Origin of the sequence: Actinomycetospora chibensis (assembly GCF_028737215.1) — a bacterium.
GTDB classification, from domain to species: Bacteria; Actinomycetota; Actinomycetes; order Mycobacteriales; family Pseudonocardiaceae; genus Actinomycetospora; species Actinomycetospora chibensis.
The window spans coordinates 334,325-346,573 of the sequence record NZ_JAQZAM010000003.1; the positions used below are offsets into that span (position 1 = coordinate 334,325).

At 76.6% G+C, this 12,249-nt stretch carries 9 protein-coding genes; 6 read left to right on the top strand and 3 right to left on the bottom strand.

Annotated features, from left to right (window positions below):
• Positions 1 to 43 precede the first annotated feature (43 nt).
• Positions 44 to 1,099 carry a tRNA (adenosine(37)-N6)-threonylcarbamoyltransferase complex transferase subunit TsaD gene (gene tsaD, locus PH189_RS06300; RefSeq protein ID WP_274187903.1) on the top strand — a complete coding sequence of 352 codons (1,056 nt, stop codon included), beginning with the start codon at positions 44 to 46 and terminating at the stop codon, positions 1,097 to 1,099.
• A 60-nt stretch (positions 1,100 to 1,159) separates the two neighbouring features.
• Positions 1,160 to 1,366: a hypothetical protein gene (locus tag PH189_RS06305; RefSeq protein ID WP_274187904.1), complete on the top strand. Its 207-nt coding sequence runs from the start codon at positions 1,160 to 1,162 to the stop codon at positions 1,364 to 1,366.
• Positions 1,367 to 1,370: 4 nt separating this feature from the next.
• Here the strand turns inward: PH189_RS06305 and PH189_RS06310 are convergent, their stop codons facing one another.
• The 3 genes from PH189_RS06310 to PH189_RS06320 all read right to left on the bottom strand — a co-directional run bounded on the left by PH189_RS06310 (position 1,371) and on the right by PH189_RS06320 (position 4,967).
• Positions 1,371 to 2,315, bottom strand: coding sequence for a PP2C family protein-serine/threonine phosphatase (locus PH189_RS06310; RefSeq protein ID WP_274187905.1), 945 nt, complete (start codon positions 2,313 to 2,315; stop codon positions 1,371 to 1,373).
• 116 nt (positions 2,316 to 2,431) lie between these two features.
• Positions 2,432 to 2,971 carry a type II toxin-antitoxin system PemK/MazF family toxin gene (locus tag PH189_RS06315; RefSeq protein WP_274187906.1) on the bottom strand — a complete coding sequence of 180 codons (540 nt, stop codon included), beginning with the start codon at positions 2,969 to 2,971 and terminating at the stop codon, positions 2,432 to 2,434.
• A gap of 193 nt (positions 2,972 to 3,164) precedes the next feature.
• Positions 3,165 to 4,967 (bottom strand): protein kinase domain-containing protein, encoded by a 1,803-nt coding sequence (locus PH189_RS06320; RefSeq protein WP_274187907.1) that lies wholly within the window; start codon positions 4,965 to 4,967, stop codon positions 3,165 to 3,167.
• 369 nt (positions 4,968 to 5,336) lie between these two features.
• Here PH189_RS06320 and PH189_RS06325 point away from each other — a divergent pair, with 369 nt between their 5' ends.
• The 4 genes from PH189_RS06325 (at position 5,337) to PH189_RS06340 (ending at position 12,194) form a co-directional block, all read left to right on the top strand.
• Positions 5,337 to 5,741 (top strand): MerR family transcriptional regulator, encoded by a 405-nt coding sequence (locus PH189_RS06325; RefSeq protein ID WP_378015033.1) that lies wholly within the window; start codon positions 5,337 to 5,339, stop codon positions 5,739 to 5,741.
• Entirely contained in the window at positions 5,738 to 5,935 is a 198-nt protein-coding gene (locus PH189_RS06330) for a hypothetical protein (protein WP_274187909.1), read from the top strand. The genes PH189_RS06325 and PH189_RS06330 overlap by 4 nt, the downstream gene beginning before the upstream one ends.
• Positions 5,936 to 6,057: 122 nt before the next feature.
• On the top strand, positions 6,058 to 7,413 hold the full coding sequence (locus PH189_RS06335; RefSeq protein WP_274187910.1) for an FAD-dependent monooxygenase: 1,356 nt from the start codon (positions 6,058 to 6,060) through the stop codon (positions 7,411 to 7,413).
• A 122-nt stretch (positions 7,414 to 7,535) separates the two neighbouring features.
• Entirely contained in the window at positions 7,536 to 12,194 is a 4,659-nt protein-coding gene (locus tag PH189_RS06340) for a cation-translocating P-type ATPase (RefSeq protein WP_274187911.1), read from the top strand.
• The last annotated feature ends 55 nt before the right edge of the window (positions 12,195 to 12,249 follow it).

Consider the following 12,249-nt stretch of genomic DNA (forward strand, 5'->3'; position numbering starts at 1 on the left):
CCCGGGCTGAGTCACCAGCCGGGGAGGGGGGAGAATGTCTCCGGTGAGCACGCCCCTGGTCCTCGGCATCGAGACGTCCTGCGACGAGACCGGGGTGGGCCTGGTCTCGGGCGGGGTGCTCCTCGGCGACGCGCTGGCGTCGAGCATGGAGGAGCACGCGCGCTTCGGCGGCGTCGTGCCGGAGGTCGCGGCGCGGGCGCACCTCGAGGCGATGGCGCCGATGGTGCGCACGGCCCTGCAGCGCGCCCAGGTCGACCTCGCCGACGTCACCGCGGTCGCCGTCACCGCGGGGCCCGGTCTGAGCCCGGCGCTGCAGGTCGGGCTGGCGGCGGGGAAGGCGTACGCGCTGGCCGCCGGGGTGCCGCTCTACGCCGTGCACCACCTCGCGGGGCACGCGGCGGTCGACGTGCTCGACCACGGCCCGCTGCCCGAGCGCTGCGTCGCGCTCATCGTGTCCGGCGGGCACACGTCGCTGCTCAGCGTCGGCGACCTGGCGCGCGACGAGATCGTGCACCTCGGCGACACCGTCGACGACGCCGCGGGCGAGGCGTTCGACAAGGTCGCGCGCCTGATCGGCCTGCCCTACCCGGGCGGTCCGGCGATCGACCGCGCCGCCCGCGACGGCGACCCGCACGCGATCGCGTTCCCGCGCCCGCTCACCGGCCCGTCCGACCCGCCGTGGACGTTCTCGTTCTCGGGGCTCAAGACCGCCGTCGCCCGGTGGGTCGAGGCGCACGACGGGACCGTGCCCGTGCCCGACGTCGCGGCGTCGTTCCAGGAGGCGGTGGCGGACACCCTCGCCCGCAAGGCCGTCGCCGCCTGCGCCGACCAGGGCGCCGACATCCTGCTCATGGTCGGCGGGGTCGCGGCGAACTCCCGCGTGCGCGCGCTGATGGAACAGCGGTGCGCCGCCGCCGGCCTCACCCTGCGGGTCCCGCCGATCCGGCTGTGCACGGACAACGGCGCGATGATCGCCGCCCTCGGTGACCTGCTGGTGCGCGCCGACGTCGAGCCCGACCCCCTGGACGTGGCCGCCGACCCCCGGGCCCGGCTGACGGGGGCGTTGCTGCACGGGACACGGGCGTTACCCGTGGCGTGAACGCGAGCTGTCGGAACGCTCACGTTGTCGATCGCGGCGGGCCCCGGTACCCGTGGAGGGGTGCCCGGATTCCGCGCCGTCCTCGACGCCGAGCGCTTCCCGCTGCGGCGGTGGCAGGTGCTCGCCGTCGCCGACGACTACGGCGTCGACCCGCGGACGCGCACGAAGCTCGAGCAGATCCCCGACCGGCCCTACGTCGACGCCGGCGAGGTCATGATCGCCCTGTCGATGACGCCGACCCACCTGGCGTCGCGCACCCCGCTGTAACCGCTCAGGTGCCGGGGGCCGGGCCGACCGTGAGCAGGACGGCGGTGGCGTTGTCGTGCCCACCGTCGTCGAGGGCCGCGTCGACGAGGGCCAGCGCGCCCGCGTGCACGCCGTCCGCGTCGGTGGGCGTCGACGCCGACGGCAGGGCCGCGGCGAGGACGGCGGGGTCGGGCAGGTGGTTCCACACCCCGTCGCTGCACAGCAGCAGGACACCGGTGTCGTCGAGCACCCAGCTGCGGTGGCGGGCGACAACGTCCGGGGCGTCGGCGGCGAGCCAGCGGGTGATGACGTGCGCGCGCGGGTCCGACAGGGCGTCCTGGGCGCCGACGACGCCGGCGGCCACCATCTCGGCGGCCCACGAGTCGTCCTCGGTGAGCACCGCCGAGTCCTCGGGCGTCGCGGGGCAGAGCCAGTAGGCACGGCTGTCGCCGACCCAGCTCACCACCGCGCGTTCGGTGTCGAGCACGGCCGCGACGTAGGTGCACGCCGGGGCCTGCCCGGCGCCCGGCGCGAGCGCCGCGACGGCCCGGCGCGCGGCGTCGGCCGTGGTCGCGGCGGCCTCGTCGAGGTCCTGCCCGCCGGCCAGCGCCTCCCGGCCGGCAGCCACGGCCACGTCGCAGGCCGCGCGCGAGGCCGTGGCCCCGCCGGGCACGGAGGCGACCCCGTCGCACACCACGGCGACGACCACGTCGCCGGCGTCGGTGGCCACGCGGACCAGGTCGAACGCGTCCTCGTTGCGCCGGCGGCGGTGTCCGCGGTCGGTGACGCCGGCCCCCAGCACGATCAGGGCGGCGGTCCCCGCCTCGGGGCTCTCGAGGACGTCCTCGGCGTGCTCGACGCCGGCGGGACGGCGCCCGCAGGCCTCGCAGCGCGCGTCCTCTCCGGTGGTGGGCTCGCCGCAGGCTCCGCAGGACACGGAGGGCGAGACGGACGCGGGCTCGATCGGCACGGGCACTCCTTACACCCTCGGGCCCGGCCGAGCAGCCGCGACGCGGTGACGGAGGACGAACGAAACCCGGAGAGGTCGCCGGGTCGGTGGCTGGAGGGTAGCTGTTCGTCGCGGAGTCAGCGCCAGCCGTAGCCGCTGCGCAGCTCGTCCGCCACGTGCTCGAACGCCCGGGCGGGCATGATCGCGCCCTCGCGCCGGATGCCGTCCTCCGGGATCTCCAGGACGCGGTCGAGGCGGACGAAGGACTCGCGGCCCTCGCGGTCCCACGGTCCCGACCCGACGCTCAGCCAGTGCGCGTCGTCGCGGCGGTGGTCCTGGCTCGAGAGCATCAGGCCGAGCAGGTCGCCGCCCTGAGCGCGGGCGACGACGAGCACGGGACGGTCCTTGCCCTGCGAGGCGTCCTCCTCGTAGGGCACCCAGGTCCACACGACCTCGCCCGGATCGGCGGCACCGTCGAGGTCGGGCTGGTACGCGATCGCACCGGCCTGCTCGTTCGCCGGTGCGGTCCGCACACCGCTCGCGGGCGACGGTCCCGGCCGGCCCTGCTCCCGGCCCTGCTCCCGGCCCTGCTGCCGGTTCTGGCCGTCCGTCTGCTTGTTCAGCAGGTCCAGCCCGGCCTGCAGCGCCCGCCCCACGAGGTCCCGGAATCCCGCCATGGGGATCAGCATGCCGCGTCGGTCCGCCGGCGCTCTGGCAGGGTCCGGCCGCATGACCTGCTGCGCTCGCCGCCAGGTGCTCGCCGCCCGCCGCGAGCCGGGCGTCAACCCCGAGGTGGCCGACCGGGTGCTGCGACGCCTCGAGTTCCGGTCGCTGGCCTCGCTGCGTTGAAGGTCGGTCGGAGGGGGTCAGTCAGCGGCTGCCGAGCACCCCGCCGAGTGCCTCGACCGCCGGGTCGGTGCGGGCGGCCGCGCGCTTGGGCGCCGTCGGGCTCGTGGTGGTGCTCGACGGCCCGTCGCTGCTCGCCCCGGTTCGGGACGTCGGGTTGCCGGGCGCCCGGTTGCCAGACCCCAGGTTGCCGGACGCCAGGTTGCCGGACGCCAGGTTGCTGCTCGTCGCGTCGACGCCGGTGGTCGACGACGGCGCTGCATTCGACGTGGTGCTGTTCGACGTGGTGCTGTTCGACGAGGTGCTGCTCGACGTGCTGCTCGACGAGGGCGCCGGGCCGGTGGTCGACGACGTCCCTGTGGGGAGGGCGAGCGACACCGACGGCAGCGGCAGACCGGGAGCGAGCGACGGCGGCGACGGCTCGGTGCTCTCGCTCGGCTCCGACGACGGCGTCTCCGGGGTCGTCTCCCGGGTCGGCTCGGGGGAGGTCTCCGTGGTGGGCGCGGCCGACGTGGACCGGCGGGGCGCGGAGGACTCCGCGCCTCCGTCGGTCGAGGTGGTCGCGGCGGCGCGCTGCGACGCGCTCGAGCCGCGGCGCACCGTCACCGGCTCGTCCTCGCCGCGGGAGCCCCGGCTCTCGTCACGCACCTCGGACCCACCCGACCCGCGGCCGACCAGCGACCCAGGGCCGGGGTCGGCCACGATCTCCGCGGTCGGCGGGGCCAGGGTGGCCGCCGGCGCGCCGGACGCGGCGACGCCGTCGACGGTCCAGGCCGAGGCCACGACGACGCCGCCGGCGAGCAGGACGGCCGCGGCCACCGAGGCGGCGACGACAAGACCACCGGACCGGGCGAGCACGGGGCGGGGCTCGCGGCCCGGGGTTTCGTGCGGGGCCGCGGCGCCCGCCGTCGCGAAGGTGTCCGTGGTGGCGGACGTGTCGGTCGTGGCGGGGACGAGGCCGGACAGACCGAGCCCGGCGAACGGCAGGGGCGCGCCGTTGGCGGGGAGCGTCTCCGCGGCGAGCGCGGCCCGGCGCAGGCCGATGCACACGTTCTCGGCGGGCGGGCGGTGGGCCGGATCGTCCGCGGTCATCGCCTCGAGGAGCGTCACGATCTCGAAGTCGAGGCCCTCGGGGACCTCGGGACGGCGCTCCAGGCGCTCGCGGGCGGCGGCCAGGGGAGCGCCCTCGTACGCCGGGCGTCCCGTGAGCGCCTCGATCATCACGAGGCCCAGGGCGTAGACGTCGGCGGGCGGGCCGACGGTCTCCCCGCGGACCTGCTCGGGGGCGAGGTAGGGCGCCGAGCCGACGACGATGCCGGTGTCGGTGATGCGCGGGGCGTCGGCGACGAAGGCGACACCGAAGTCGGACAGGTGCGCCCGCCCGTCGCTGTCGAAGAGGACGTTGCGGGGGGTCACGTCGCGATGCAGGACGCCCGCCCGGTGCACGTGACCGAGCGCGTCGGCCACCGCTGCCACCGCCAGCAGCGTCTCGGCGACCGGGAGCGGGCCGTCGGCGAGCCGGTCGGCCAGGTTGCCGCCCTCGAGCAGCGCCATCACCACGAACGCCCGGCCGTTGACGCCGCCGACGTCGTAGACGGGCACGAGGTTCGGGTGGTCCATCGACGCGGTGAGCGAGACCTCGCGCTCGATGCGCGGGTCGTCGGCCACCGGAAAGATCTTGACGGCGGCGTCTCGGTCGAGGAGGAGATCGTGGGCTCGGTAGACCTCGGAGCAGGTGCCCCGGCCGATCAGCTCACCGAGGGTGAAGCGTTGCCCGAGACGCTCGGGCAGCGGGCCCGGAGCCGACGTCGGCACGGGCGGAGGCATGGACGGATCCGACTGGTCCATCCTCCACCCCCCCTACTCGACACCGAGTCCCATCCTTCCACCACGCATACCCGGATCGGGCCACATCGACATACCGACTCCACGAATTCGGGTGATCGTGGGCACCCCGTCGTCCGACCGTCGCCGGCGGACCACTCCCTCCGGGTGACATGCCCTGCTCGCGCGTCCCGGAGCGTTGACAGAAATTGCAGTGCCGAGTAGAACTTCGGGACGTCCGCCCTGCGTACTGCGGTGCGGACGGACGTAGTGCACGACCTTGAGGACGCGACGGAAGCCGTGGGCGCCGAGAGCCTCGACGACGAGGAGACCCCCGCTCTGACCACCGGTCAGGCAGCGGAGCTCCTGGGTGTGAGGCAGGCGTTCCTCCGGAGTCTGGACGCGGGTCGCATGGTCCGCCCGGATCGTTCCGCCGGCGGACACCGGCGCTGGTCGCGTCGGCAGCTGGCCCTCGCCGCCCGGATCCGCGAGCTCTTCGACGAGGGGCTGACCCTCACCGCGGCTGCGATGGTCGTGTCGCTGCAGGACGAGGTGGCCCTGGTCACGCGCGAGCGGGATCAGGCCCACGACGAGCTCGATCGGGCCCGACGCGAACTGTCACGGGTCCGGGCTGAGCTCGTCGCGGCCCGGGGCGGGATCACGGCCCGCCCCGTGCCGTCCGCGCGTACCCACCGTGCGCGCGGGCCCGAAGTGCCCACGACCGCTCTTCGACCGCCCCTGCCGACCCCTCCACCTCAACGGACCTCCTCCACATGAAGCTCATCGACCACCGTCGGTCACACCGTCCCTTCCTCCGCGCCCCCATCCCGCCGTCCCTGGCCCGGGTCCCGCTCGTGGACCTCTGCAGCTGTCGGCACCCGCGCGAGTCGCACGAGCACTACTACCTCGGCGACCACTGCGCCCAGTGCGAGTGCGCGCACTTCCGGCGCAGCGAGCCGGCACGCAGCTGAGCTCCTCCCGGCCCCGTCACCCCCCGCGGGTGGCGGGGCCGCGTGCTGTCCGGCCGTGGTGAGAGCGGGGCCACGCGACCGCCGACGGGTCCGGCCGTCCGGCGACGCCTACTGTGGAGATCGTGGAGCGCACCGGGCGTGACGGACCGCCACGGGCGCTCGTGGTCGGCGCCGGCGTCGCGGGGCTCGCCGCCGCCGCCTCGCTGGACCGCGCCGGCTGGACCGTCGACGTCTGCGAGCGCGCTCCCGCCCGGCGCACCGGCGGGTACTTCGTGCGGCTCGCGCCCGAGGGTCTCGCCGCCGCGGACCGCCTCGGTGTCTCCGGCGGGCTGCGCACCCGGCTGCCCGCCGACGGGATCATCACCGGGGTCGACGGCCGCGGGCGCACCGTCTCCCGGGTCGAGGCGTCGCTGGCGGACGACCCGCGCGCGCTGGCGCTGGTGCGCGGCGACCTCGAGGCCGCGCTCTGGGCGGCGCGTCCCGACGACGTGACGGTGCGCTTCGCCACCGCGCCCCGCCGGCTCGACCCGCGCCGGGACACCGTCGACGTCGTGCTCGACGGATCCGAGGGCTCGACGCGCGAGCGCTTCGACCTCGTCGTCGGGGCCGACGGCGTGCGTTCGGCGGTCCGCGGGATGGTCTTCGGCCCCGACGAGCACTTCCGCCACGAGTTCGACCAGGTCGTGATCTCCGCGATCCTGCCGCGGCTGCCCGGCGAGCTGCGCGAGGGCGACTACGTCGTCCCCGCCGAGGTCGGTCGCACCGCGCACCTCATGGCCGTCGCGGAGCACGACCCCGTCGTCTTCTTCACCTTCCGGGCGGACCTGCTCGGGGTCGACGGCGCCGACGCCGCGTCCCGCGCGGCCCACGACCCGGTGGGCGCGCTGCGCCGGGTCTACGGCGACTTCGCGGGCCTCATGCCGGAGATCCTCGACGGCGTCGAGGAGGCCGGCACCACCCACGTCGACACCGTCGCCCAGATCCGCATCGGGTCGTGGCGGCGCGGCCGCGTCGTGCTCGTCGGCGACGCCGCGTGGTGCCCGACGCTCTACTCCGGCCAGGGCTCGGCGCTCGCGCTCGTGGGCGGCGAGACGCTGGGCACGCACCTCGCCGCGCACCCCGACGACCCGGAGGCCGGGCTCGCCGAGTGGGAGCAGGCCCACCGGCCCGCGGCGCTCGCGGCGGGCAGCGCGGCCCGCCGGTCACGCCACTTCTTCCTGCCCGGCAACCGCCTCGTGGCCGGCGTGCGCCGCGGCGCGCTGCGCGTCGCGTCGTGGCCGCCGGCCGGCCGGGTGCTGCACGCCCTGGCGTCCCGGGCGACGGGACCGGGCGGCCCCGGTCGACCGGGTGGCGCAGGCGACGACACCGGGATCGGCGCCCCCGTCGGCAGGGGACGGGCACCCGATCGGGGCGACGTTCACCCGACCGCCACGTCCGGGACGCGTGCGATGGGGCCTCCTGCTCTGGGTCGCCCGTAAGCTGGTCGCCGCCGGTGTCGGCGCTGGGCCGAGCGTGTGCCCCGGCGGAGACGTCGCGAGGCCCTCGACACCACGGGCGCCGACCCGCTCGCCCCCTCGACGAGAGGACGTCAGCCACCCTCATGGCTTCCCTCCCCGCGCCCCGTCCGTCCCGCGGCCTGCTGGCCCGCGTGGTCGACCCGTTCGGGGTCGCCGGCGGCGTGCTCGACCGCGTCGACCCGTTCCGCCACCGCGGACGCCGTGTGTGGCGCGGAGCCGGTCGCGTGCAGATCGGTGTGCCCGCCGTCGTGCGCGAGTCGGGGGAGGAGCTGGCGCGCGCGGTCGAGAAGGCGCTCGCGGCGCACCCGCAGGTGGCCTGGGCGGCCGTGAACGCCGCGCTCGGTGCGGTCGTGGTCGGCCTCGCCGACGAGGGTGAGGGCCCCGTCGGTCTGCCCGACGACGAGACCGTCGACGACCTGATCGACCTCGTCGAGATCCTCGAGGAGCGCGAGGGCGGGGACGCGGTCGACGTCGCGACCGCGCCGCTGATGAACGCCGCGCAGCAGGCGTTCACGATCCTGGCCGCCGACATCGCCGGCCTGGGCGTCGCCGCCCTCGGCAGCATCCTGCGGCGCACCCCGCTGCCCACCGAGCTCGCCTCCGCGGCCACCTTCGTCGACCACCAGCCCCGCCTGCGCGAGGCCGTGGAGCGCGCGCTGGGTCAGGAGCGCGCCGACGTCCTGCTCGCGCTGTCCAACGCCGCCGCGCAGGCCCTCGGCCAGGGCCACGCCGGCCTGCTGGTCGACGCCGCCTACCGGGCGATGCAGGTGGCCGAGGCCCGCGCACGTCAGCAGACCTGGACCGACGCCGAGCCGCGGCTGCTCTCCAGCGCCGAGTGCGCGGCGGCCCCCGCCGACGACGCCCTCGCCGAGCCCCGCCCCGTCCCGCTGCCCCTCGGTCCGATCGAGCGCCACGGCGACGTGGTCGGCGCCGCCGCCCTCGCCGGGTTCGCGGGGGCCTCCGCGGTCACCGCCACCCTGCGCAAGGGCGCCGGCGTCGCGCTCTCGACGCTGCCGAAGGCCGGGCGTCTCGGCCGCGAGGGCTTCGCCACCACGTTCGGCCGGGTGCTCGCCCGCCGCGGCGCCGTCGTGGTGGAGCCGAGCGCGCTGCGCCGCATGGACCGCCTCGACACCGTCGTGCTCGACGCCGAGGCACTGACCACCGGTGTGCTCATGCTCGGCGACCTGCTCGCCCTGCCGGGAGCCGACGGCACGGCTGACGCCCTCGACGAGCTCGTGCCGCGCGTGCACGAGCTGTTCGACCCCGAGGACGCCGCCGCGCCGCGCCGTCTGAGCGCGGACGGCGAGCACTGGCTGCTCACCGGCCTCGACGACATCCCCGGCGGCGACGACCCGCGGGCGGTCGAGGCGGGCGAGGCCCTGCGTGCCGACGGCGCCACCCACGTCCTGGGCCTGCGCCGCAACGACCGGCTGACCGCCGTCGTCGGCGTGCTGCCCGAGCCGGCGTCCGCCGCCGAGGCGCTCGCCGCCTCCGCGCGCCGCGCCGGGCTGACCCTCGTGCTCGGCGACAGCGAGGGCACCGGCCCCGGCGTCGCCGACCGCGCGGTGCCCGGGGGCGAGGCCCTCCGGAGCTCCGTGCGCGCGCTGCAGGCCGCCGGGTCGGGCGTCCTCGTCGTCTCCCGCGACCGCCAGGCCCTCGCCGCGGCCGACCTCGGTATCGGCGTCTCGCGTGCCGACGGCGTCGCCCCCTGGGGCGCCCACGTGCTCGTCGGCGACGACCTCGGCACCGCCGCGCTGCTCATCGAGGGCGTCAAGGTCGCGCGCGGCGTGTCCTCGCGCTCGGTCAACCTCGCCCGCGCCGGCACGGTGCTCGGCACGATCATGGCGACGGCCGGCACCGCCCCGCGCGGCCCGGGGCTGGCGGGGCTCGCCGTCAACGGCGCCGCCGCGGTGTCGCTCGGCAACGGCGCCTGGTCGGCGACGGAGCTGGGGCGCCGCGTCGTCGTGCCGGGCGTGAGCCGCACGCCCTGGCACGTCATGCCGACGAGCACCGTGCTCGCCCGCCTCGACGTCACCGGGAGCGGCCTGACCTCCGCCGAGGCGCACCGCCGCCAGCGCGACGACCCCGCCGCGGCCGAGACCGAGACCTCGCTGGGCCGCGCGTTCCTCGACGAGCTCAACAACCCGCTCACCCCGGTGCTCGCCGGCGGCGCGGTGCTCTCGGCGGCCATCGGCGCCGTGGTCGACGCCGCCATCGTCGTCGGCGTCACCGCGTTCTCCGCGCTGATCGGCGGCGTGCAGCGCGTCGCCACCGACCGCGCCGTGGCCGGGCTGCTCGAGCGGTCGTCGATCCGCGCCCGGGTCGTCCGCGACGGGACCTCGCGCGGCGTCGGCGCCGACGAGGTCGTCGTCGGCGACATCATCGACCTCGGGCCCGACGACGTCGTGCCCGCCGACTGCCGCGTGCTCGACTCCGACGGGCTCGAGATCGACGAGTCGTCGTTGACCGGCGAGTCCCTGCCGGTGCCGAAGTCGCCCCTGCCGGTCATCGCCCGCACCGTCGCCGACCGCCGCTCGATGCTCTACGAAGGCTCGACCGTGGCCACCGGCCGCGGGCGCGCGGTCGTCGTCGCCACCGGGTCGAGCACCGAGGTCGGCCGGTCCACCGCCGCGGCGAGGGCGGCCGCCCCGGTCGCCGGCGTCGACGAGCGTCTCGCCGGCCTCACGAGCGTCACCACGCCGCTGGCGATCGCATCGGCCGGCGCCGTGGTCCTCGCGGGCGCGGTGCGCGGCCTGCCGTTCCAGCAGAACCTGCACTCCGGGGTCGGTCTGGCCGTCGCCAGCGTCCCCGAGGGCCTCCCGTTCGTCGTCTCGGCGGCCCAGCTCGCGTCGGCCCGGCGCCTCTCGGCCGAGGGCGCCCTGGTGCGCAACCCCAAGACGATCGAGGCCGTCGGGCGCACCGACGTCCTGTGCTTCGACAAGACCGGCACCCTCACCGAGGGACGCCTCGCGCTCTCGGCGATCTCGGACGGCGTCAAGCTGCGACCCACCGACCGCCTGCGCAAGCGCCAGCGCCGGGTACTCGCGGCCGCGCTACGCGCCACCCCGCGCCCGGCGCCGGGGGAGCGCCTCGCCCACCTCACCGACCGCGCGGTGGTCTACGGCGGCCAGCAGTTCGACGTCGACCCGGCCCACAAGCGGCCGGGCTGGTGGCCGGTGGCCTCCCTCGACTTCGACCCCTCCCGCGGGTACCACGCGACGCTCGGTGAGGTCGACGACCCGCAGGAGGACGGGGGTCCGTTCCGCCTGATCTCGGTCAAGGGCGCGCCCGAGGTGGTCATCGCCCGCGCCACCAGCTGGGCGGGCACCCCGCTCGACGACGAGGCCCGCCAGCGCCTCCTCGAGCACACCGAGCTGCTCGCGGGGCAGGGCATGCGTGTGCTCGCGGTGGCGGAGCGGGTGCTCACCGCCGAGCAGCACGCGGCCCGTGCGGCGGACCGCGACACCGACGGCGCCGACGACAACACCCTCGACGACGCCGACGTCGCCGACCTCGAGTTCACCGGGTTCGTCGGCTTCACCGACCCGGTGCGCGCCGGCTCGCAGGCCACCGTGCGCGACCTGCGCGACGCCGGTGTCCAGGTCGTCATGATCACCGGGGACCACCCGAGCACCGCCGAGGCCGTCGCGGAGGAGCTCGACGTCCTCGGCCGGGCGAGCGGAGCGACGGGGAACGACAACGGCGGCATCGTCGTCACCGGCACCGAGCTCGACGCCCTCGACGACGACGCGCTCGACGCGCTCATCCCGCGTGTCCGTGTCATCGCGCGCGGCACGCCGTCGCACAAGGTGCGCGCGGTGCAGGCGTTCCAGCGCCTCGGGCGCACGGTGGCGATGACGGGCGACGGCGCCAACGACGCGCCGGCGATCCGGCTGGCCGACGTGGGCATCGCGCTGGGTCGTCGCGGCACGCCCGCCGCCCGCGCCGCGGCGGACCTCGTCATCACCGACGACCGGCTGGAGACGATCCTCGCGGCGCTGGTCGAGGGCCGGGCCATGTGGGCGTCGGTGCGCGAGGCGCTGGGCGTGCTCGTCGGCGGCAATCTCGGCGAGATCGCGTTCACGGTGCTCGGGGCGAGCACGACGGGCACGTCGCCGCTCAACGCCCGCCAGCTGCTGCTGGTCAACCTGCTCACCGACCTGGTGCCCTCGCTGGCGCTCGCGGTGCGCGCGCCCGAGCCCGGGTCGGCGGCCGCGCTGCTGGCCGAGGGCCCGGACGCGTCGCTGGGCGAGGCCCTCAACCGCGAGATCGGGCTGCGGGCCATGGCCACCGCGGGCGGCGCGAGCCTCGGGTGGCTGGCGGCCCAGACCACCCCGTACGGCAGCCCGGCCCGCTCGCGCACCGTGGCGCTCACGGCGCTCGTCGGCACCCAGCTCGGCCAGACCGTCGTCGCCGGCGGCGGTCGCAGCCCGCTGGTGATCGGCGCCGGCGTCGTCTCGGCGGGCGCCCTGTTCGCGGTCGTCCAGACCCCCGGCATCAGCCAGTTCTTCGGGTGCACGCCGCTCGGCCCGGTCGCCTGGGCGCAGGCCGCCGGATCGGCCACGGTCGCCACCGCGGCCTCGGTGGTGGGACCCGGGCTGGTGCGCCGGTACGGTCCGGTGCTCGTACCCGAGGGATCGCCCCAGGAGTCGTGGATCGCCCGCCTCGAGGAGGTCCGGGACGAGGCCACCCGGCGGTACGTCGAGCTGCAGGACCGTGCGGCGGCTGCGCTGAACGGGTGATAACAAGCTCGGCTTCCGGCGCGTTTGTGCAGGTCGCGGCCTGGGAAACAAGACG

Excerpts from the sequence above, each read along its gene's own strand:
- PH189_RS06315 (WP_274187906.1), bottom strand. The coding sequence starts at position 2,971 with ATGGCGGGATTCCGGGACCTCGTGGGGCGGGCGCTGCAGGCCGGGCTG.
- PH189_RS06320 (WP_274187907.1), bottom strand. The coding sequence starts at position 4,967 with ATGCCTCCGCCCGTGCCGACGTCGGCTCCGGGCCCGCTGCCCGAGCGT.
- PH189_RS06330 (WP_274187909.1), top strand. The coding sequence starts at position 5,738 with ATGAAGCTCATCGACCACCGTCGGTCACACCGTCCCTTCCTCCGCGCC.
- PH189_RS06340 (WP_274187911.1), top strand. The coding sequence starts at position 7,536 with ATGGCTTCCCTCCCCGCGCCCCGTCCGTCCCGCGGCCTGCTGGCCCGC.